Here is a 23,363-nt window from a genome sequence, read left to right as displayed (position 1 = left end):
CATGAGCGAAGCAATCGTATTAGGAATTGAATCGACCTGCGACGAAACTGCCGCAGCTATTGTGCGCGGACGCACGCTGGTATCAAATGTGGTGGCTTCTTCTATGCAAGAGCACGCGCGCTACGGTGGCGTGATTCCAGAAATCGCGTCTCGTGCTCACGCTGAAGCATTTGTGCCTGTTGTGTCTCAAGCTTTAGCTGACGCAAACATGGATTTAAGTGACGTCGACGCGATTGCGGTGAGTGCTGGCCCTGGTCTCGCAGGCTGCTTGGCTGTAGGTGTTTCTGGCGCTAAAGCATTGGCTTGGGCTGCAAATAAGCCAATCTACGGCATTAATCACGTAATTGGGCATATTGCAGTAACGCAATTGCAATTTGGTGACGTTCCTCCGGACGTTTTGGCGCTTATCGTTTCCGGCGGCCACACTTCGCTGCTTCACGTGAACGATATTGCGCGAAGTATTGACGTTGTTGGTACAACTTTGGACGATGCTGCAGGTGAGTGTTTTGATAAGGTTGCGCGCTTGCTTGGCTTCCCATACCCGGGCGGCCCTCATATTGACAGGCACGGTAGGCTTGGTAATCCTGATACTTTAAAGGTGCCGCAAGGCTTGACGCAAGGACGTTCCGGAAAAGAGCATCCTTACGATTTCAGCTTCTCGGGTGTAAAAACTGCTGTTGCTCGCTGGGTGGAAGCAAGACAAGCTCAGGGGCTTGATATTCCAGTTGACGACGTGTGTGCTTCTCTGGCTAATTCCGTGGCAGATGTGCTTTCTCGCAAGGCGATGATGGGCTGCGAGCAGTACGGTTCGAAGACGCTGATGATTGGTGGCGGTTTTTCTGCTAACTCGCAGTTGCGCGAACATTTGCTACAGCAAGGCAAGGAGCATGGTGTTGAAGTGCGTCTGCCGGAACTTAAACTTTGCACGGATAACGGTGCGATGGTTGCGATGCTAGGTGTCAACTTGGTGGAAGCGGGGGTTCGTCCTTCTGCGCCTGATTTCGCAATCGATTCTGCAATGCCGCTTACTACCGTAAGTTTGTAAAGCTTTAGTAAGTTTTGACGAGCTTTATTGTGGGTTTGCCGTAAAATAGTCGGTGGAGTAATTGTATAGCGCTGCTATATGCGTGTTCGTAGTATTTTTGCAATAAGCGAGGTGTTGAGTGCAGCAAGATAATTTGCGTAGAGGAGCTTTACGAGTAGGTGAGAAAATTCAGTTCACCGATCGCAAAGGTAAGCGAATTACTGCGCAACTTGTTGCAGGCGGCGTTACGCAAACTGAGCATGGTCTTATTTGTCACGACGACGTGATTGGCCGCAATGAAGGCGTTGTTATAACTACCGTTAGTGCAAAGCGCGAAACGTTACAAAATAGCGAAAATCAGGAATCTAAAGACCTTTCAAAATCTGGAAATAAGCCTTGGAAGGCGGCTCGTGCTATCGGCGGCTGGGATTACGTTGTTATGCGTCCGCGCATGGTCGACTATGTACTTTCTATGCCTAGAGGCGCGCAAATTATGTATCCGAAAGATATTGCGCAAGTAATTGCTTTAGGAGATATTCGCTCCGGCATGCGTGTTTTGGAGTCGGGGGCTGGCTCTGGTGCTATGAGCTTAAGTCTTTTGGACGCGGTTGGAGAGTGCGGCAATCTCACTACGATTGAGCTTCGTCCGGATTTCGCGCGTATTGCTGAATCTAACGCAACTTTGTACTACGGGAAGCGTCCTGCTTGGTGGAATTTGCTTACGGGCGATTTTGATTCGGTTGCGAAAACTTTAGACGAGCACAGTGTGGACCGCATTATGCTTGATATGCTCGACCCTTGGAATCGTCTCGAACAGGCGCATCGCGTTATTGTGCCGGGAGGCGTGCTTATTGCGTACGTGACGACTACGACGCAAATGTCTCGAATGGCTGAAGCGTTGCGAGAAAGCGGCGTGTGGACTGAGCCGGAGATTCAGGAGACGTTGGAGCGTTCGTGGAAAGCTCAAGGTTTGGCGGTGCGTCCGGATCACGCGATGATTGGTCACACGGGATTTTTGATTGTTTCGCGCGCAATGGCCGATGGTTTTGTTGCGCTTAAGAAACGCGAGCACGGTACCAAAGATACGGTTACTGACATTGACGACATGACCGCTGAGGAGCGTGCTGAGCAGTTGGAGGACTTGTCGCTTCGCGATATTTCTGACCGTAAGTTGCGTAAAGTTTTGCGTGATTTAGATTTGCAACTTGCGCAACTGCCGGGCGATAAGCACGAGGTTGCGGTTGCGCAATCTGATGATGTAGAAAAGAAAGCCCAATAGGAGGCGAACGATGGCATCACCAATGAAAAAGCTGGTAAAAAAGGTACGTCATAGTAAATACGTTTTATTGCTGATGCGTCACGCCAAAGCTGAGGCTCCTGAAATGGGAGACGATTGGGGCCGTGGGCTTACTGATAAGGGCTTGAAACAAGCGAAAATCATGGCAAAAGGTTTGGAGTCTTTGAAACTTGTGCCGGATTATATCGTGTGCTCTAGCGCGAATCGTACCGAACAGACATTGCAGAAGATGCTGAAACGTTTCGGTGACGCTCCTGTTGTTGTATCTCGCAAAAACTTGTACGACGGCGGTATGCAGTCGGTTATGGATGAGCTTCAGGCTGTTCGTGCGGATGCGCGCGTCACTATGATTGTAGGCCACGAGCCTACGATGTCTATGGCTGCGCAGTGGCTTTCTTCGCCGGATTCGGATCCGGATGTGCTTGGTGCGATGCGTTTGGGGCTTGCTAACGCGTCGGTGGTGGTGCTTGTGGCGGATCGTCCATTTTCTACTTGCGGTTTGCGTGGTGCTACGGCTCTCGCCGTCCTCACTCCCAAATCCTTCGAGTAGCTACACGAAATGACAGTTTCTTTACATGCGTGTATAGAAACTAACGGAATCTAGCCAAAAAGTGACAGTTTCTTTACAGCCGCGTATAGGGAATGTCGGAATCTCGCCAAAAAGTGACAGTTTCTTTACAGCCGCGTAAAGAAACTAACGGAATCTCGCAAAAAAGTGACAGTTACTTTACAAGCGTGTACAGAAAATGTCGGAATCGCCCAAAACAGTCGGAAGCTTTGCATCAGTGCTCTGCTGACGCTGAGTATTCTTGCCTAGAATCCACTAGCATTCGCGCTGCTGCACACTCTACACCAAGAATAATTCCCAGCCACGCACCAATCCATAGCTTAATTTCGTTACTTTAGTTGCACGAATACCAGTGTGGTGAGATTTGAGATTTTTCGCACTGAGCGAGGCGAACGTCAGAGCCGCAGGCTGCTGATTCGCCAAGCGAAGAAGAAAAATCGAAAAATCTCTGCGATAAGATGAGGTTATTAACGATTAGCACGCAGAGTTTGGGGGATTTCTCTACGAGCACTAAAAGAGGACTGAGGAAGCAACGTTACATAGAGAACGAAGCAGACATAAAAACCTTTAGCAACCAGAGCGACGAAGGACGGGACGTGCGAGGAGAGAAATCTCCCAAAACTCGCGCCACACCAAAAGTTGTTCATAAACTATGCAGAGCGGAGCGCTGCGAGACAAGTAATTTCCATTGCTCACAGCTGATTAGTTATTAAACAACACGAAATTAAGCATATAAATTAAGCTTATAACGACACCCCAAGTTCCTCAATGACCACTCTCAAGCATTTCTTTGCTAGGCTAAATCGAGTTACAAGAAACGTTTGGAGGGTATATGTCTACTGTTCTCACTTCGGTATCGGGCTTCCCGCGTATCGGTGCCGACCGCGAATTGAAAAAAATTATTGAACGTTATTGGAAGTCTGATGCGAGCTTAGACGAAGTGCGTGAAATAGCTCGTTTGCTGCGCGCTAAGCATTGGCGAATCCAGGCAGAAACTGGCGTCGACTTAATTCCAAGCAATGATTTTAGCTATTATGATCAAATGCTTGACACAGCGATTTTATTGGGTGCTGTGCCTGAACGCTACCAAAAATTAAACTTTGAGCATGAAGAGGACACTTTATTTGCTATAGCTCGTGGCTACCAAGGTGAGCGGGGTGACGTAACTGCGCTGCCTATGAAAAAATGGTTCACTACGAACTATCACTATATTGTGCCGGAAGTTGAGCATCCGGAAAGCTTGCATTTGGCTGGTACTAAACCGTTTGACGAGTTTATAGAAGCTCGATCTCAGGGTGTAATAACGAAGCCGGTGCTCATTGGCCCTTATACGTTCTTAAAGCTTGCGAGGACTCCGGAAGCTCAAGAATTGGAAGCTTCTGAAGCTGTGGTTTCGGCACTTGGTAACGCGTATGCCAACATTGTGAAGCGTTTTGGCGAGCTTCACGCAACTTGGTTGCAATTCGACGAACCGTACTTGTCTCTGGATAAGGAGCCGGGCGACTTACAGCTGTTCGAGGATTTGTATGCTCCGATTCTTCAGGCGCGCGAACAGTCCGTTAAGGTGTTGCTCAACACGTATTTTGGACATATTGCTGACGCTTACGAAACGGTGAATAATCTTGGTTTTGACGGTGTTGGCGTTGATTTGGTGGAAGGTAAGGAAGAAAACCTTGCCGCGCTTGAACGTTACGGTGTGAACGATAAGACTACGCTTTTTGCGGGCGTTGTGAACGGCCGTAATATTTGGCGTAACGATTACGCTGTGAGCCTTGGTTTGGTTGATGCTTTGCGCGAAAAGGTTACGGATCGCGTGGCTGTCGCTACTGCCTGCTCGCTTTTGCATGTGCCGTTCAGCACTTTTGGTGAGGATGCTTTGGGTGTGGACGTTTTGCAACATTTTGCATTTGCTGTTGAAAAGTTGCAGGAGATTCACGATATTGCTTCGCTTGCGAACGTGGGTGACGAAATTCGTAAGGAAAGTAATGTTTTAGCAAAGAATCAGGCTTTGTTCGACGGTTCTCGAGTGCGAACTGACGAAACTGTTGCTAAGCGTTTGTCTAATCTTAGCGAGAACGATTTTGTGCGACTGCCGGAAAGGGCGGAACGTCAGCGTTTGCAAAAGGAAGCGCTTGGCTTGCCGGATTTGCCAACGACTACTATTGGATCTTTCCCGCAAACTAAGGATATTCGTAACGCTCGTGCCGCTCTTCGCAAGGGTGAGATTTCGCGTGAAGATTACGACGAGTTTATGCGCGAGCGCATTGCCAAGTGCATTGAGCATCAGGAGCAGATTGGCTTGGATGTGCTTGTGCATGGTGAGTTTGAGCGCAACGACATGGTTGAATATTTCGGCCAGCATTTGCGCGGCTTTAAGTTTACGAAGAACGCTTGGGTGCAGTCTTATGGTACTCGCTGCGTGAAGCCTCCAATCGTGTGGTCGGATGTTTCTCGTGAGTCTGCGATTACTGTGGCGTGGAGCGCTTACGCTCAAAGTTGCACGAAGCACGTTGTTAAGGGCATGCTTACTGGCCCTGTGACGATTCTTAACTGGTCTTGGCCTCGCGAAGATATTACTCACGAGGAGCAGACTCAGCAGTTGGCGCTCGCTATTCGCGATGAAGTGTTGGATTTGGAGCGTGCGGGTATTCGTGTGATTCAGATTGATGAGGCTGCTTTGCGTGAGAAGTTGCCGCTTCGTCGTTCTGATTGGCATAAGAAGTATTTGGATTGGGCGATTGCTGCTTTCCGCCTTGTTCATTCTGCAGTTGCTGCGACTACGCAAATTCACACGCACATGTGCTATTCGGAGTTTAATGACATTATTCGCGACATTGATGCTATGGATGCGGATGTGATTTCTTTTGAGGCTTCTCGAGGCGACTTGGTTGTGCTTGACGCTATTCATGACGCGCATTTTGAGACTGAGGCTGGCCCTGGCGTTTACGATATTCATTCTCCGCGCGTTCCTGGTAAGGCGGAGCTTGTGGAGCGTATTCACGAGATTTTGCGTAAGATGCCTGCTGAGAAGCTTTGGATTAACCCGGATTGCGGTCTTAAAACTCGTGGCGACGCTGAAACTTGGCCAAGCTTGGAGAATCTTGTTGCTACTGCTAAAGAGGTTAGGGAAGAATTGCAAGATAACAAGCTAAACGATCAGCCGAGCAGGGGGTGAGTTGTGGCTTATAAACCAAAGTTTTCGCTGGAAGTTTTTCCTCCTAAGCGAACATCTCCTATTGGTACGATTTACGATACTTTGGATGGTTTGCAAGGTCTTGACCCGGATTTTATTTCGGTTACTTACGGCACTGGAAAGCTGCAGGATCGTACTGCTACTGCGCGTATTGCGAATACTATTCGCTCCGAATACGGTATTGACGCGGTTGCTCATTTAACAGCTCGCTACCTTGATTATGATGCTGTTGATGAAGCTTTGGAAATGTTTGATAATGCTGGTGTTTCTGGTGTTTTGGCTTTGCGCGGAGACGTGATTGCTGGCCAGGAGGCGGCAGGCGTTTTTGAGCATGCTAGTGACTTGGTGTCCTATATTCGTTCCAAGCGCCCGGATTTGCCTATTTTGGGCGCTTGCTATCCGGAGAAGCATCCGGAAGCGGAAAGTTTGCAGGCGGATATTGATAATCTGAAGCGCAAGGTTGATGCGGGAGTTATACTTACTTAATTTCGCAACTTTTTTACGATAACGAGGATTTTTTGCGTTTTCGTGATTTGGCGCGTGCGGCTGGTATTACTGTGCCGATTGAGGCTGGAGTGATGCCTGTGGCGAATGCTTCGCAAGTTAAGCGCATGACGAGCTTGTGTTCGTCTCGTATTACTTCGCAAGTTTCCGCAATGATGGATCGTTGGGGAAGTAACGCTGAGTGCTTGCGTGATGCTGGCAGTATTTTTGCTTCTCAGCAGATTAACGATTTAATTGCTGAAGGAGTGGATGGTATTCACTTGTATACGATGAATCATCCGGGTATTGCGCGCAGGATTTGGTCGAATGTGAAGCCGCTGTTTACGAAAATTGGGTAGGAGCGCGTAAGAATCGCTAACTTTCCAGCAGTAACTTTTTGATTATTATCTCGTGAGCGTGCATGTTAAGTGCGCTTACGAGATAAGTTTTATCTGTGGGACTGTGTAAGACCGTGTGTTACTGCTTGTGACTGTGTGCGACTGTGTCTGGTTGCATGGCTGCGTGCGACTGTATATAAATGTACATCTATGCATAAATACATAAAATAATGGCGTTTTATACTAAACATACGTTTAGAATCGCCATTAAAACTGTAATCTAGCTTACATTTACTATATTGATTTTAACCGTAAAAATCTGCCATAAACGTTGAAATAAAGGCTCGCGGGGGGGGGGGGCTTGTGGGCTATACATCATAACAAATACGTTGCAAAATATTCGTATATTCGGTACTATTGAATGCGAATCTCAATAAAAGAGATCGTGCTTTTGAGAGCTGAGCAGAAGTTTGATATGTACTTCCGTAGTTCAATCAGCGTTTGCTTACTGCACAAAGCTCTTCACTAATAAATTCATAAAGACTTGTTCAGAGAGAATTGATATTAAGGAGATATCATAATGGCTAGTTCAAATTCCAGAAGGCACGCACGCAAGGTAACATTAGACGCTGCAGTAAGTAACGCAATTTCTAAGGCTGTAAAGGCGCGCAAAGTGGCGGCATTTACGGTTGGTGCTGCAGGCGTGTTGGCTGGTGCGGCATTTGCTTTTGGAGCAACTCCGGCGATGGCGGCGGAGGCTGGTGCTTTGACTAGTCCGGCGCCAGCTCCTGTGACTGATATTAGCGATAATGATATTGATGCTGTTGCTGCTGCTCTTAGTGACGATGATAATAATAATGGCGCTGCAGATGGCGATTCTGCGGGCGATAAGGATAAGCAGTCTGTAGTAAATCCGGAAGATGATAAGTCTAAGAATCCTGCAACTACTGACGATAATAAAGGTAAAGCGACTGCTGCAAAGAAGCGTGCAAAGCGTGATCTGAGTGCTGAAAATCAGGATCGCGCTTCTAATAGTAATGCAGAAAACCAAGATCCTAATAAAATTAATCCAGTTGCTCAAACTGATGGCAGCACCAAGATTGAAATTAACGAGAATAACGCTGACACTATGCCAAATGCGTATGCTTGGGGAAGCTCAGACAACACGTATAGCGTAAATGGCGAAAAGCACACTGTTACTTTCCACTTTGCAGCACCAAAAGATGGTAGCAAGATTACCAGTATTGCTATTTTCCCTTCTAAGACAAACGGTTTCAATAATGAAAAAAGTGAGAAAGGTATTGATTTTTACTCGGGAAATCCAAACAAACATCAAGCTTATTCTGGCGAATATATATTTACTGCTAATCCCGACAGATCTGCAACTCTTGAAATGAGCACACTTTTTAGAAATGGAAATATTGGCGGCGCTGAGAAGTATACAGCCAGTCGCTCTATTTTCCTGTATGTAACTAAAGATGGTAATGATAAAGAAACTATTGCTTATAAAACAAACGTATTCCGCGCTGTAACGCTTGTGCCGCCAAAGACTTCCAGCTCTGTGGTGCTTAAGTATAACCAAGAGCTTACTCCTGAAAAGGTTCAAGCAGCAATTACTGAAGCTGGCAATGTTGAAACCGCGCGTAGCGATAAAAAGTCGGTAAATGATCAGCTTTCTGGAGCGTTTACGCAAAATATTAACGTAAAGTCTGATGATGCTTACGACAAGGCTACGTTTGATGCTATTAATAAGGAAACATCAGCTAAAGGCGCAACAAATAAGACTTATGTAGTTGGTGCTAAGACTCTTAACACCTATATGGTTACGGATTTGGGCTTTAAGTCTGAGGCTATTCCGCTTACGGTTGCGCGCTACGATACGCGTATCGATAAGCCGATTGTGGATGATGTTGATATTAATAAACTTACAGACGACCAAAAGGCGGACATCTGCAAGAAGCTTGCACAGCTTAATCATGTGCCACAAGACAAGGTTACTTTCAACGATAAGGGCGAAGCTGTAATCAACTTCGACGGTGTGGATCCAAATGACGCTCCTAAGATTCCTTTGCGCGACCTCGTGTTGAAGAAGATTGAAGAAAAAGACATTACCGTTCCTGCAGCCGATAAAGCAACCATTGTTTACAACCCACTCGCTTACAACAATGCCGAGATTGCGCGCATTAAGAAGGCTATTTACGAAGCTAATAAAGATAATCCAGAACTTGGTTTAAGCGCTACCGACTACGAGAACCAGATTTCGCTTGAATATCTTAAGGGCAATCTTACTGCAACTGGTGACTCTAATAAGGGCATCTCGAATGGTCAGGCGGAAAACACGATTACCGTTAAGATCAAGACCGATAAGGCTGTTGCCGAGTTTACTTCTGACGTAAAGGCGCACAAGCTCACGCGTTTGGCGGATATTCGCAAGGATTACGACGTTTCGTGGAAGCAAAATAAGATTGACGGTCGTGACAGTGATGAGGGTCTCTCTTGGAGCGAAGATAAGAAGACTATTATCTATCGCTACGACCCAACTAAGGCTCAAGAGTTTGATACAAATAAGATTCTTGATTTGTTGAAAGCTACGCCAAAGGATAAGAATTCTGGTTTACGTGACCTCACAGGCAACGAGAAGCTTGATCACGAGGGCGTGGATGGAAAAGCCAAGAAGTCGCATGTAGGCTACGTGATCAAAAATGATCAACCTACAACTGAGTTGTCGCTTGGTAATATGAGCGGTGCTTACTGGCAGTATAGTCAGAAGGTTTCTAATTCTGGCGTGAACCTCGGTGATACAGAGTCTATTGCTGGTTCGTATTCTTGGGATGAAGACGCTAAGCCGGTATTTGTTGCTGCTAAAAAAGACAAGGTATATAAAGCGCGCCTGTTTGTTTTGCCGTATGGATTGACGATGTACAGAAATGTTTACATGGAAAACGGCAATCAACCTTGGAATACACCTAAGGCAATTAACGTTATCTTTGTGCCGCAGACGAATCATAAGAAGGATGATCTTTCGAAGTCGATTGGTGAGCACAAGACCGAAAACGTTGAGGGCAAGGACGTTCCAACGCAGCCAGCCTATTACAACGCTTCTGATAAGAAGAAAGAGGCGTACGATAAGGCGTTGCAAACTGCAAAAGACTTGCTTGCAACTGTAAAGGACAAGCAAGAAAAAGACCTTACCGAGCAGCAGAAGGCGCAAATCGACAACGCGACGATCAATCTTAACAAGGCACGCGCCGAGCTTGATGGCCCTGACACTGACAAGGAAAAGCTAAAGGCCTCGATTGACGAGAACGGTAAAGCTGCTGAAGGCAACAATCCTGCAACGCTTACGCAAGCAACGAACCAGTTCAAGAACGTAAGCGACCCTGACTTTAAGGATGCTAATGGCAATCCTGATGCCAAGAAGAACCAAGCTGCAAAAGATGCTAAAGCAGCTTACGAAAAGGCTCTCGAAGACGCCAATAATGTAAACAGCGACGCCAACGCCACTCAGAAGGCTGTTGACGATGCCAAGGCTAAGCTTGACGCTGCTCGCGCAAAGCTTAACGAATTTAGCACTAACAAGGACAAGCTTAATGCTGCGCTTGCTGAGCATGGTCATGTGTATGAGTATACGAACGATACTTTGAATAATCTTACTGTTGATCAGAAATTAGAGAAAGCTGACCCAACATATAAAAATTCAACTGATAGTGAGCGTGAAGCATACGATAATGCGCTAGAGGAAGCAATTCGTTTGTCGACAGATCCTAACGCTTCTCAAAAGGACGTTAATGCAGCTATTACAGCTCTTGAGGCTGCTAAGAAGGCGCTTGATGCTAAAGCTACGGATAAGTCAAAGCTTATAACTGCCGAAAAGCAGAGTTTTGATAATCCTGACTCAGATGAAAGCAAGCAGAGCGTGTTCTATAAGAATGCGCTTAACAAGCAGACTAACGGCGCAAATGAAGCTGAAAAGCAAGCTGCTAAGAATGCAATTGATAACTATAACAATGCATTATCTAAGGCTCGTGAAGTTCTTAAGAACGAAAAAGCAACACAGGCGCAAGTTGACGAAGCTAAACAAAAGCTTGAAGAAGCCGAAAACGCATTGCATAACAATTATAAGTCCGATGACAACGACCTTACAAAGGCAATCGCAAACAATGTGAGTGGCTACCTTATGCCAGCGTACTTCAATGCGTTTGATCAAGCCAATAAGGATGGTGAAAACTCTCAAGCTGCTAAGGACTTCAAAGCCTACAATGATGCTTACCAGAAGGCCAAGGCGTTAAGTGCGAAGCTTAAGGAAACGGAAGAGTCCAAGAAGCCAAAGCAAACAGAGATTGATGCTGCAAAGACTGCGCTCGAAGAAGCCCGTAAGGTAATCGATAAGTACGCCACGGATACCAGCAAGATTTCTGCCGCATTGCTTAACAGTCTGGCTATTAAGAATAGCCCTGCTTACAAAAATGCTTCTGCCGGTGCTGAAGGATCGGATGCTAAGAAAGCTCAAGAAGCTTATGAAAAGGCACTTCAAAAGCTTCATGATGCTTTTGACAACAAGCTTCCTAAGGATAAGCAAGGTGATACAGAAATCCCAGAGTCTGTTATTCCAGATCAAAATATTGACATGACCAACAAAGATGCGCTTAAGAAGTTGCAAGCGCATGCTAAGGGTCAGCCTTTGAATAGGGATGTGACAAAGCTTCTTGAAGATTTTAACAAAGCTGTTGCTGACTTGAACAAGTTTGCAACTAAGACCGACGAGCTGCTTAAGTCTGTTAACGAGGATGATGCTACCAAGCAGACGCCTGCATATAAGAATGCTTCGGTGCACCAGTACTTAGGCGATGATGGCAATGCGGATTCTGCTAAGAATACTGCTGCTCGTAAGGCTGCGAACGATTATGGTGAAGCTCTCAACAAGGCAAAAGAATTGCTCAAGAATCCTGATGCAACGCAGAATGAAGTCAATGAAGCACTTAAGACCTTGAAAGAGAAACGTGCAGCTCTTGATGCTTACAACACCGACACCACCAAGCTCAAGGATAGCGTTGATAAGAACGGTAAAGACGCAGAGGGTGCAAATCCTGCCGTCGAGGGCACAAAGGATTCCGACGCATACCGCAACGTCTCTGATCCTCATTTCTTAACTGCTGATGGCAAGCCTGATGACACCAGGAACAATGCTGCCAAGCAGGCTAAGGCCGATTACGATAAGGCTTTGACAAAAGCTCAGGATCTTTTGAAGAAGCATGACAGCGCTGATACGCCGCAAGACGCAAAGCCAACGCAAAAAGACATCAACGATGCGCTTGATGCTCTTGATAAAGCACGCAAGAAGCTTGATGACAACTACAAGACCGTTACTACTGATCTTGAGGCGGAAGCTAATAAGTCTACTCCAGAGCATGCTGCTGTTACTGAAAACGACTTCGAGAATACGCCAGAGTTCAAGAACGCTGATGCTAAGAAGAAGGACGGTACTGACGGTAATAAGGTAGACAACGATGATGTGAAAGCGTACAAGGATGCTTTGGCAAAGGCACGCAAGTTAGCGCAAGATAACGCATCCCAGACACTCAGCGATCATCCAACTCAGAAACAGATTGATGATGCTCTTGAGGCCTTGAAGCAAGCTAAGCAGGCTATTACCGACGGCTATAAGACAAACGTTGATAAGCTTAAGCAAGCTAAGGAATACGCAGAAGATGTATTCAAGAAGACTCCTGAATACAAGAATGCTACTGACATCAAGGATGACGCTAACAACGCTAAGCATGAGCAGGCTGGTAAGGACTTGGATGGAACCGATCAGAATCCTGGCTTAAGCAAGCTTGTTGAAAAAATTGCTACAAAACTGCAGGATACAAGCAAGATGACGCAAACGGAAGTCGACGCGTTAGTGAAGCAACTTGTTACTGCACAAAAGAAGATAACTGAAAATTACAAGACTAACGTCGACAAGATTAAGAACGAAGTTGGCGATAAGGATCAAGACGGCAAGCCGGTTGTTCCTCCATTCGAGGCGTCGGTTGCGTACAAGAATGCACTTGCGAAGAAGGATGCTGAATCTGAAGACGATGCAAAGAAAGATACGTCTGCAACCAAGAAGCTAGAAGCTTACAACGAAAAACTCAAGGCTGCGAATGAACTCATCAACAAGGTGAAGAATCCTGATCCAAATGCAAAGCCAGAAGATCGTCCAACTCAGAAGCAGGTTGACGATGCTCTGACTGATTTGCAAAAGGCAAAGAAAGATATCGATGATGCCTTTGCAACTAACGCTAAGGATTTGAAGACTGAAGCTGCGAAGTCTACTGCTGATGGTGCAACTACCGTTGGTAAAGATGACTTTGAGGCTACTACCGAGTTTAAGAACGCTGATTCTAAGAAGACTGATGACGGCAAGGATAATGCTGATGTCACTGCTTATAAGGAAGCGTTGAAGAAAGCTAGGACTTTGCTTAACAAGTTCGATGAGAACGGTAAGCCAAAGTCTGATGCTAAGGATGTCCCATCCCAGCAAGAGGTAGACGAGGCTCTTAAGAATCTGAAGGAAATTAAGGATAAGATCACTAAGAACTACGTCACTAGCCCGCATGACTTGCAACAAGAAGTTGATAAGTCTAAGGACGGCAAGGACGACACCAGCACCGACGTATTCGAGAACACTCCTGCGTTCAAGAACGCGACTGCTAAGGGTGATGACGCTGCTAAGCAAGCTCTTGACGACTATAAAGACAAGCTCGCGGAAGCCAAGAGGCTCCTCGGTGCCTTCAATCGCAATGATGGCACAGTAAAAGATCCTCTCCCAACAGGCATGACTCAGGCTCCAACCCAAAAGCAGCTCGACGACGCTCTAAAGGCTCTCCAGGACGCCAAGAAGAAGCTTACGGACGAGTATGCGACCAATAAGTCTGATTTGAGCACTGAAGCTGGTAAGGATTCTGCCTTCACCAAGTCTCCTGAGTACGTAAACGCTCAAGCTAAGGGTGACGATGCTTCTAAGCAGGCTCTTGACGAGTATAAGAAGGCGCTTGATGAGGCGAATTCCGTACTCGGCAATGAGAACGCAACTCAGACCGAGGTTGACGCTGCTTTGAAGAAACTCGAGGATGCGAAGAAGAAGCTTACGGACGGTTATAGGACTGATTCTTCTAAGCTTAAGTCTGAAGCGGATGCTGATGGTGATTTCACTAAGTCTCCTGAGTATCTAAACGCTCAATCTAAGGGTGACGATGCTTCTAAGCAAGATCTTGAAGCCTACAAGAAGGCTCTCGAGGATGCGAATAAGGTTCTTGGCGACGCTAATGCAACGCAGTCTCAAGTTGATGAGGCTTTGAAGAAGCTCCAGGACGCTAAGAAGAAGCTTACGGATTCTCACAAGACCGATAAGGCTGCCTTGCAAACTGAGTCCGATGCTGATGGTGATTTCACCAAGACTCCTGAGTATCAGAATGCCGTTGGTTCTCCTGAGGCTGAAGCTTATAAGAAGGCTCTCGACGAAGCTAATTCTGTGCTTAAGGATCCTCAAGCAACGCAGGCTCAAGTTGATGCCGCTTTGAAGAAGCTTCAGGATGCTAAGCGTGTGATTAACGATGAGTATGCCACGCAGAAGCAAGCGCTTAAGGATGAGGTTGCGAAGTCGAAGGATGATTCTGATTCTGAGTCTGATGGCCAGGGTTCTGGTGATTCCAAGTTTGAGGATTCGCTTGCTTATAAGAATGCTGTTGGCACTCCGGAGCTTGATGAGTATAAGCGTGCGCTTGAAGATGCTCGCCGCGTGTTGGAAGATCCTCACGCGACTCGTTCTGCGGTGTTGGCTGCGTTGACTCGTCTTCAGGAAATTAAGCGTATTATTATCGAGAAGTATTCGGTAGATAAGTCTGCTTTGCGTTCTGCGGTTGATTCTGATCCGTTGTTCCGTAAGTCTACTGCGTATATTGTTGCTGAGTCTCGAGATCTTGATTCGTACAAGCAAGCGTTTGAGGAAGCTAAGCGCGTGTTGGATGCTGTGAATACTAGTCAAGCCCAGATTGATGAAGTGTTGCAGCGTCTTGAGGAAGCTAAGCGCGTGATTATCGACAAGTTTAATTCCTTGGGCAATGGAGGTTCTGGTACTGGTTTTGGTACCGGTATTGGCTATGGTCATCTTGGCGATCAGAACCCGCTTATAGTTCAGAGCGTTGATAAGTCTGGTTTGCAGCAGATTATTGATGATGCGTTGCGCGTTGTTTCTCAGCATAGTGAGGCGTACAAGCGTCTTGCTGGTAGCGTTGAGGTTAAACGTTACGATGATGCTCTTGCTAATGCTCAGGGCGTGGTGGCTGATGCCAACGCTTCTCGTGACATGGTTAATACTGCCGGTGCTGAGTTGCGTGACGCCAGCGGCGTGCTGCTTCGTCGCATAGAGATGTACGAAGGCAAAGGTAATCGCGGTGGAAAGATTGCGAATACCGGTGCAGGTGTTTCCTTGTTTGCATGGGCATCTGCTATTTTTGCCGGCTTAGGTTTTGCTGGTGTGTCTCGCCGTCGCAAGCACTCCGACAAATAACCTCGCACATAGTTAAGTAAAATCCCTCGCAAATTTATCTCAAGGTGAATTTGCGAGGGATTTTTCGCGCGCTACGCTTTGAGCGCGAAAGCAGGTTGTCGCGCAAATGCCGGAGATTTTCCCGCAAATGTTCCATAAAAGCACCAACGCAGCTACAAACGCCGGAGGAAAAAGTCCGGTAAATGTTCCATAAAACAGTCAAATCAGCTACAAACGCCGGAGAAAAAACTCCGGCAAATGTTCCAGAAGCTTTGTATCAATGCTCTGCAGACGCTGAGTACTGTTGCATAGTGAACACTAGCATTCGCGCTGCTGCACACGTTGAGTAATATTACCTAGAAGCCACTAGCATTCTCGCTGCTGCGCACACCACACCAGACACTCCTATCTACGCACTCAACCGCAGCTTAGTTGCGTGACTTTAGTTGCACTTAGTAAACCACGCAATTTCGTAACTTTTTTGCACGAGTCTATGAGTTTTGTGTTAAAGATTATTAACTCAGAGTCTAAAGAAATTTCGAGCAGAGTGCTAAAAGAGGACTAGGCGCATTGACTTGCCGGAGCGCTTAAAGCGTAGCGCGCGTAGGCACTTCAATGCGGAAACTCGCTTAAGTTGGAAGTCCGGGGGACTTCCAACGCGAGTTTCGCGAGCGAGCGTAATAAAACGCGAGCGTCTCATTACGAACAATTAAGACCAGAGCGACGAAGGACTGGGCGCGACGACCTGCTTGAGCGCAGTATTGCGCGCGCGAAAGCAACTCGGAGCGTGAGCTTGCTCAAAGTTGAAAGCACGGGGTGCTTTCAACGCAAGCTCAGCAGCGAGTACACACAAAGTGTACGAGCATTGTACACGATGCTGAAATTTCTTTAGACTCATCAAAGCAACAACCTAAAACATCAGCCAAAACTCATAGACGATACTCAAGAATCTCACAAAACAAAATAGCAAATAAATTTGCGAACAAATAAATCCACAGGCTGAACCCACGCAACTTATTCTTGTACACCACCGCAATGTAAAGTTGCGGTATGGAAAGTGCGAACAAAACAGATAGTACAACTGCTGAAAATAGCTTTAACGAAACCAGCGAAATCAATTCCGCACTAAATTCCGCAACTAATTCCGCACTAAACTCCGCATCCACCCCTGCACTCACCTCACGAACCCTTATTAAAGCAGGTTTTGCTCGCCCAGATGCTGCTCGCAAAGCAATAGCAGATATTTGTGAAGATTGCGATAAAAAATTTATTAATCCGCAACTTATTCTTGAATGTGTCACTCGTGCGGAAGATCCGGACGCTGCGGTTCTTGCGCTGAGAGATATTGCTCAGGCTCAGCCCCAACTTATTGAAAAAATTGCGTCAATATCGACTAGTTCAATTACGCGGCCGCTCGCTTATCTTATGCAGGTTCTTGGTGCTTCTAACGCCATGGCAATGCTTATGCGCACGCATCCTCATCTTGTAGAAGCTGCCTCTTACGACCCTGATCACTTGTTCTCCATGACTTTAGATGAGAGGCGAGAGGATTTGTTTGCTGCGATTCAGGCTTATAGTGCAACGGTAGTTTTGCCTGAAAAAAGTTCAGTAGATAATTCCTCAGTTTCTTCAGCTTCCTCATCTTCTAAAAGCGACGATTTTTGCACTATTCCTATTACCTCCTTAGGCTTTGCGCAAGCCGTTTCCGCGTTGCGTGCCCGCTACCGTGAGCAGGTGGCTGCGATTATGGCGGCGGATTTAGCCAGTGCGGACCCAATGGAAGTGCAACCGGACATAAGCCGTAAACTTTCTGACGCGGCCGATGCCGCTTTGGAGGCCGCTTTAGCAATTGCGCGCGGTCAAGTGACTGGTTCTTCGGCGTGCCGATTCGCAATTATCGCCATGGGAAAGCTTGGTGCGCAAGAAATCAATTATGTTTCCGATATTGATTTGATTTACGTAGTAGAGCCAACTGACGTACAGCAGCAAGATGCAGCTTTGCGCATTGGTGCGTCTATAGCGATGGTGTTGCAAAAAGTGTGTCAGTCGGTGGTTGCTGGTTCCGTGGAGCCTCCACTATGGCAGATTGATACTGCGCTTCGTCCGGAAGGTAAGGATGGTCCGCTAGTTCGACGCTTAGCATCTCACCGCGAGTATTACGAAAAGTGGGCGAGTAGTTGGGAATTTCAGGCGCTTTTGAAATCGCGTCCCGCTGCGGGTGATATGGCACTTGGAAAAGATTACCGAGCTATGGTGGAGCCGCTTATTTGGAAGGCTTCTGGACGCGAGCATTTTGTGGCTGACTGCCAGCACATGCGTCAGCGAGTAGAATCTTTGATTCCGGCTTCTCAGCGCGATTTAGATATGAAACTTGGTAAGGGCGGCTTGCGTGACGTTGAGTTTACGGTGCAAATGCTGCAGCTTGTGCACGGGAGTGAGGATGCTTCGCTTCGCGTGCGCGATACGATTTCCGCACTGCAGGCGTTGGCTCAGGGCGGCTACGTTTCCAGATCGCAGGCGGTAATTTTGGCAGAACACTACCGTTTTGAGCGTGTGCTTGAGCATCGCCAGCAAATGTGGAGCATGCACCGCACGCATTTGTTCCCAGATTTGGGTGCGCAAGGTAACGGAGGCTTGGATCGCGCGCGCACAATTTCTACCGAGCAGCTTAACGATAATGATCAGATTCGTCGTCTTGCGCGTGCTGTGAGACTTCGCCCGGAGGAGTTGGTTGAGCGTTTTGATAAAGCTCGTCGCGAAATTAGACACTTGCACAAGGATATTTACTACCGTCCTATGCTTCCGATTAACGCTCAAACGGATGCGGATCCTATTGTGCTTTCGCCGGAGGCTGCTCGCGCGCGCTTTGCGTCTATTGGTTTTGCGGATGCTCGCGCAGCTCAGTTGCATGTTGAAGCGCTCACGGAAGGACTTTCCCGGGCTGCTAAAATTCACCGCATTTTGCTACCGGCAGTGTTGAAGTGGCTTGGTGATGGTCAGAATCCAGATATGGGTTTGCTCGCTTGGCGCCGTCTTGCCGAACGTTTTGGCGGTAAGAACACGTATCTTGGTTTTTTGCGCGATTCTCCTTCTGCAGCCCAGCGTTTGTGCCACGTTTTGGCTGACTCGCGCTACTTGGGTGAGGCAATGATGCAGTCAATGCAGTCGATTACCTGGCTTGGTGACGACGAAGCGTTGGCTGCGCGAGATAGAGCCAGTCTTGACATGCAAACTAGTGCGATGGTTGCGCGCTACGCCAGTAATATTGCGGATTTTGCGCAGTCTTTGCGCGCGCTTCGCCGGCAGGAAATTGAGCGCGTGGCTTTATCTTGGATGTGTGGGCTTATTGACGACGATACGTCTATGCGCGCTATGAGTGACGTTTTTGACGCTGTTTTGGACGCGGCTTTGCAATGGTCGATGCGCGAGTCTGCTTTGTCTATGAATCTCAATGCTCCTGAAGCTGAAATTGCGATTATTGCGCTCGGCCGCTACGGGGGTAGGGAAGTAAACTTCTGTTCGGACGCAGACATGATGGTTGTTTATAAGCCGATTCGTGAAGATTGTGATGTAAACGTGGCGCACCATTTTGCGCAAACAACTGTAGATATTTTGCGCAATATTTTGCAGGGTTCGCTCACTCTTGAGCCAAAAATTATGGTTGATTTGGATTTGCGTCCGGAAGGTAAAGATGGTCCGCTTGTGCGCTCGCTAGAATCTTGCGAAAAGTATTATCGAAATTGGGCGAGTACTTGGGAGCATCAAGCGTTACTTCGTGCGCGTTTTGCTGCAGGTTCCAAAGAATTGGCAGATGCGTTGCTTAACGGCGTTGTGAACGATTTGCGTTACGCTGTAAATCCGCTTAGCGAGTCGCAGATTGCTGAAATTCGTAAGTTAAAGGCGCGTATGGAAGCGGAACGTTTGCCTCGAGGGGTAAGCCGAGATAGGCATTTGAAGCTTGGTCGCGGCGGTTTAAGCGACGTTGAGTGGACTGTTCAGCTTCTTCAATTGCAGTGCGCTGGCCAGCGTGAGTCGTTGCGTGTGGTTGGTACGATGCAAGCGTTGAAAGCGTTGCAATCTGAGCGTTTAATAAGTGAGGAAGATGCGCAAGTTTTGGAACGCTGCTGGCATATGTGTTCGGCTGTGCGCAACGCGAACTTTTTGTGGTCTGGTTCAATGTCTCGCGCAGACATTATTCCAACTGACTCGTATTCGCTTGGCGGTATTGCAACTTACCTTGGTTACGAGCCGAACCAGGGCCGCGTTTTTGAAAACGATCTTCTGGCAATTATGCGTCAGTGTCGCGAAATAATGTCTCGCCTTTTCTACGGTCGTTAATCATTTCATCTTTAGTCACTTTATATTTATTGTTGCATTCTTTGTTGTAGGTTATAATTACAAGACGGGAGGTGATTTTTAATGAAAAATGCGGTATTAAGTAATGATGTAAAAGAAAGAGCTGACTCTTCAGTTTTTTATGCTGATGCTTCTGCAACTATAAAACAAGCAGTCAGTAGTGAGAATTTAGAAGAAAATGATGAATTATTATCTACTGATTTTGCTGCCAAACTTATGCATAGTTATAAGCAATCAGTTTCTGGTTTAGTGCGCCCGTATGCGGATGTTTTTGCTGAGTTAGAAAAGGGCTTGTAATGAGTTCCTTTGATATTCTTATTACTCAAGATGCAGAAAATGATTTAAAAAATATAAGAGACTATATTGCATCTAATATTTCTAAGAAAACTTCTGTAAGAATTATTCATCTTATTAAATCTAGTATTAAAAGACTTTCTCTTTTCCCTCAATTTGCACCTGTAGTCAAGTATGAGCCTTGGAATTCACTTGGCGTGCGTCGTATAGTTGTAAAGAATTTTCTTGTTTATTACAGAGTTGTTTTAGAAGAAAATACAGTTTATATTTTGAAGGTTACTTATGGTAAACGTAATCAACAAACTGTATTGGAACAAATAGATTTATTGGATTGAGTACTTATTAAATGTTGCATAATAAGTTATAGCTGTTCGCCACTCCGGGTGGGGGATTCGTCAACGCTAATCAGTAATATTACGTAGGTCGCGTACGATCGCGGCCGTCTTGCCAACTGACGAAAGGTAAGCGGTATTTATTATGACGAACGCAATGAACGCTTCTAATTCTTCTATTACTTCTAATATTCCTGTTTCTTCCCCTCAAGTTTTTTCTCGTGACGAAATTGCTCAATCGTTAGCCGGCAAAAGCGTGGTAACGTTAGACGACATTTCCACAGCTCAAATACGAATGCTTTTAGACAAAGCGCGATACATCGATTCGCACCGTAAAGAAGTGGCCCACACTTGCGATGGCAGAGTGTTGGCCACTCTTTTTTATGAGCCGAGCACGCGCACACGTTTAAGTTTTGAAACCGCAATGCTGCGTTTGGGCGGCAAAGTAATCGGTTTTGCAGGTGCGCAACTTTCCAGCGCAAGTAAAGGCGAAACAGTAAACGATACTTTGAAAGTCGTTTCAAATTATGTTGACGTAGTAGCTATGCGTCACCCGAAGGAAGGCGCCGCTTTCGTTGCAACGCAAGCAGTTAGCACGCCTATTATTAACGCGGGCGACGGCGGCCACATGCATCCTACGCAAACTCTTGCAGATTTGGCGACGATTCTTGCGCGATTTGGTCGCTTGAACAATCTTACCGTCGGCTTGTGCGGCGACTTAACGTACGGTCGTACAGTTCATTCGCTTATTGAAACGTTGTGCCGCTTTGGAAACGTTCATTTTGTGCTAATTAGCCCGGATGAGCTTAAAACTCCGCAGTACGTAATCGACCGCATTAGCGACACTCCTTCTTGCATTTACGAAGAAACTCGCGATTTGATGGAAGTAATCGGCAAATTGGACGTGCTTTACATGACTCGCGTGCAAGAAGAGCGTTTTACGGATCGTGAGCAATACTTGCGTTTGCGTGACACATACATTTTGACGGAAGAAAAATTGCAGAAAGCAAAGTCGCATATGCCAGTGCTGCATCCACTTCCTCGAATTAACGAAATTGCTGTTGATGTTGACGACGACCCACGCGCCGCATACTTTGAGCAGGTTAAAAACGGTATGCTTATGCGCATGGCTTTGGAAAGTTCCGTTCTTGGTGACGAACTTTGCGGATACGAGCCAACTGATTTTGTGAACGTTCCAGAAGACGAGCTGCAAGCAGTTGACGCTCACGGAATTTCCTTAGCGGATCCTCGCGTACACGTAACCGACGAAAGTGCGCCTGAAAATCTTAGCTGCCCAAATCCTCGCTGCATAACCAACAGCGAACTGACGTTGCAGCGTAAATTCTATAAGGCTGAATCCGACAGGCATGAATATCGTTGCATGTATTGTGACGAAGAAGCGCGTGCCTAACCTTGCAAGTGCAGTAAAATTATTACAGTAATCAAGTAATAATAAAAATTTAATAACTACAATTTAATAACTACAATTTACGCAAAACTAGGAGTGATATGAACGAAGCACGCACTTTAACTTTGCGCAATATCTCCGTGTGGGATACTGGCGAGCGAATCGATCTTATTGTGGACGGCGTTCGCCAAGATGCTCTTATTGAGCAGAATGCACGCGTTACTGGCGATATTGACGCAAGCGATTGGATTGTTGCTCCTGGTTTTGCGGATCCGCACGTGCATTTTAGGGACCCGGGTCAAACGGCAAAAGAAACCATGCAAACAGGAAGCGAGGCTGCTGCTGCCGGCGGTTATACGCAAGTGTTGATTATGCCGAATACTGTTCCTGCGGTAGATGGCGAACCTTGGGAGGATGCTCCGTTCGACGTAGAAAACGTAATCGACTATTTACAGTGTTACGGCTGCATTTATGGCGTAAAATTGCCGGTTCGCTACGATGTGAGCGTGTGCGCATCTTTGGGACGTAAAGGATTAGCCCCAAGCAATATTGAACTGTGGAAAAAGTATGTTGCTGGAATTGAGGATGACGAAAAAACATCCCCAATGAAAAAGCATCCAATTACCGCCATAAGCGACGACGGATCTGCGGTACCGGAACCAATTTTGCGCGATGTGCTAGCTATGGCGAAAGAAACTGGTTTGCCGTTCGTTGAACATTGCGAGCATCACGATACTGGAGCTGTGAATGAGGGCCCGGTTGCAAAAATGCTCGGGGTTGGCGGAATTCCAGCTTCAACCGAGCTTGCAATCGTTCAGCGAGATATTGATGCTTCCCGCGAAACGGGAGTACACGTGCACTTCCAGCATGTGAGCACGGCCGCAGCTTTTGAGGCGATTCGTAAAGCGAAAAAAGCGGGTTTGCCAATTACTTGCGAAACGGCTCCTCACTACTTGGCTTTGTGCGATGAGGATGTGCTGAAGTACGGTGCAATGGCAAAAATGAATCCGCCGCTTCGTTCTAAAGCGGATCGTCAGGCGACGCTTGCCGCTATTGCAGATGGCACAATCGACATGATTGCAACAGATCACGCGCCTCACACTGCGGAAGAAAAGTCGGGAGATTTTGCAAAAACTCCTAACGGAATTATTGGTCTCGAGTGCGCATACGGCGTGTGCCGCAAAGTGTTGGTTGATGCGGGATACACGGACGATAAGCACTTAATTGAATTGATGTCAGTAAATCCGATGCAATTAATGAGCAGAAGACCTACGGATATTGCGGCTTTGCTGAACGTTTCTTCGCGCTGCGCAAATAAGCGTACGTTGCGTTTAAGCATTACTGAGCATCCTGAAAATGTTGATTTAGTGCTGATTAATATGCGTGAGCGGTGGACGGTTGACGCAAATTCCTTCCATTCTAAAGCGCGAAACACGCCATTTGACGGCTGGCAGCTTACGGGCAGGCCAGTGGCGACAATTATTGGTTCGGAAATTGCGTTCTCGAGAATGTGATTGTAGTGGAAGTTTGTTTGGTA

11 protein-coding genes and 1 pseudogene are annotated in these 23,363 nt (G+C 46.8%); all 12 read left to right on the top strand.

From position 1 onward, the window contains the following. Nucleotide 1 precedes the first annotated feature (1 nt). Nucleotides 2–1,045 carry a tRNA (adenosine(37)-N6)-threonylcarbamoyltransferase complex transferase subunit TsaD gene (gene tsaD, locus HXT56_RS03465; RefSeq protein WP_116711865.1) on the top strand — a complete coding sequence of 348 codons (1,044 nt, stop codon included), beginning with the start codon at nucleotides 2–4 and terminating at the stop codon, nucleotides 1,043–1,045. A 118-nt stretch (nucleotides 1,046–1,163) separates the two neighbouring features. Next, nucleotides 1,164–2,303, top strand: coding sequence for a tRNA (adenine-N1)-methyltransferase (locus HXT56_RS03460; RefSeq protein ID WP_116711864.1), 1,140 nt, complete (start codon nucleotides 1,164–1,166; stop codon nucleotides 2,301–2,303). Nucleotides 2,304–2,313: 10 nt separating this feature from the next. Further along, the gene (locus tag HXT56_RS03455; protein ID WP_116711863.1) at nucleotides 2,314–2,871 is read left to right on the top strand and encodes a SixA phosphatase family protein; all 558 of its coding nucleotides are present in this window, start codon (nucleotides 2,314–2,316) and stop codon (nucleotides 2,869–2,871) included. Nucleotides 2,872–3,721: 850 nt separating this feature from the next. Continuing rightward, the gene (metE, locus tag HXT56_RS03450) at nucleotides 3,722–6,064 is read left to right on the top strand and encodes a 5-methyltetrahydropteroyltriglutamate--homocysteine S-methyltransferase (protein WP_421778465.1); all 2,343 of its coding nucleotides are present in this window, start codon (nucleotides 3,722–3,724) and stop codon (nucleotides 6,062–6,064) included. Nucleotides 6,065–6,067: 3 nt separating this feature from the next. Then, a pseudogene (gene metF, locus HXT56_RS03445) lies at nucleotides 6,068–6,924 on the top strand (methylenetetrahydrofolate reductase [NAD(P)H]). Nucleotides 6,925–7,483: 559 nt separating this feature from the next. Further along, nucleotides 7,484–15,457, top strand: a complete 7,974-nt coding sequence (locus HXT56_RS03440; RefSeq protein ID WP_421778464.1) for a peptidase — start codon at nucleotides 7,484–7,486, stop codon at nucleotides 15,455–15,457. Between the two features lie 182 nt (nucleotides 15,458–15,639). Beyond that, nucleotides 15,640–15,786 carry a hypothetical protein gene (locus HXT56_RS03435; protein ID WP_421778463.1) on the top strand — a complete coding sequence of 49 codons (147 nt, stop codon included), beginning with the start codon at nucleotides 15,640–15,642 and terminating at the stop codon, nucleotides 15,784–15,786. A 700-nt stretch (nucleotides 15,787–16,486) separates the two neighbouring features. Next, on the top strand, nucleotides 16,487–19,774 hold the full coding sequence (locus HXT56_RS03430) for a bifunctional [glutamine synthetase] adenylyltransferase/[glutamine synthetase]-adenylyl-L-tyrosine phosphorylase (protein ID WP_421778462.1): 3,288 nt from the start codon (nucleotides 16,487–16,489) through the stop codon (nucleotides 19,772–19,774). 81 nt (nucleotides 19,775–19,855) lie between these two features. Beyond that, a complete protein-coding gene (locus tag HXT56_RS03425; protein ID WP_421778461.1) occupies nucleotides 19,856–20,089 on the top strand; it encodes a hypothetical protein in 234 nt (77 codons plus the stop codon). Continuing rightward, complete coding sequence (locus tag HXT56_RS03420) at nucleotides 20,089–20,421, top strand: type II toxin-antitoxin system RelE/ParE family toxin (RefSeq protein WP_116711858.1); 333 nt, start codon at nucleotides 20,089–20,091, stop codon at nucleotides 20,419–20,421. The genes HXT56_RS03425 and HXT56_RS03420 overlap by 1 nt, the downstream gene beginning before the upstream one ends. A gap of 142 nt (nucleotides 20,422–20,563) precedes the next feature. Next, nucleotides 20,564–21,829 carry an aspartate carbamoyltransferase gene (gene pyrB, locus HXT56_RS03415; protein WP_250309505.1) on the top strand — a complete coding sequence of 422 codons (1,266 nt, stop codon included), beginning with the start codon at nucleotides 20,564–20,566 and terminating at the stop codon, nucleotides 21,827–21,829. A gap of 98 nt (nucleotides 21,830–21,927) precedes the next feature. Continuing rightward, a complete protein-coding gene (locus tag HXT56_RS03410; protein WP_421778460.1) occupies nucleotides 21,928–23,340 on the top strand; it encodes a dihydroorotase in 1,413 nt (470 codons plus the stop codon). Nucleotides 23,341–23,363: the final 23 nt, after the last annotated feature.

Origin of the sequence: Gardnerella nova, from assembly GCF_049244055.1 — a bacterium.
In the GTDB taxonomy this organism is placed as follows: Bacteria; Actinomycetota; Actinomycetes; order Actinomycetales; family Bifidobacteriaceae; genus Bifidobacterium; species Bifidobacterium vaginale_H.
Note: the sequence above shows the minus strand (reverse complement) of the source record. Positions and strands in the feature narration are given on the sequence as shown.